Below are 286 nucleotides of genomic sequence, written 5' to 3'. Positions count from 1 at the left end.
TTCGCTTGGGCAAGTTAGTAATGAGCAGTTGCATACTGAACTTCACACTTGTATGCGCTTTTTAGATGAAAAACTGGGCAAGGTAGATAGAGACTTTTGCTTCCCTAATGGACAACCAAATGACTACAACAAAAAAGTAAAACAAGTGACGCAAGAAGTGGGTTTTAAGTCCTCTGTTACGGCTTTTTATGATTCCAAAGGTACGCAAGACCTATTCGAAATGCGTCGACATACCGCATCAGAAGATTGGTTTCAGTTTTGTAAATCATTCAATGGTGTTGAGGCC

1 protein-coding gene is annotated in these 286 nt (G+C 40.2%); it reads left to right on the top strand.

All coding sequences use genetic code 11. The features are described from left to right. Positions 1–286, top strand: a 286-nt coding sequence (locus A3762_RS27220; RefSeq protein WP_197469069.1) for a hypothetical protein, incomplete at both ends; no start/stop codon positions are given.

The sequence above is a fragment of the Oleiphilus sp. HI0125 genome (assembly GCF_001635355.1).
This window is presented reverse-complemented; position numbering and strand designations above follow the sequence as displayed.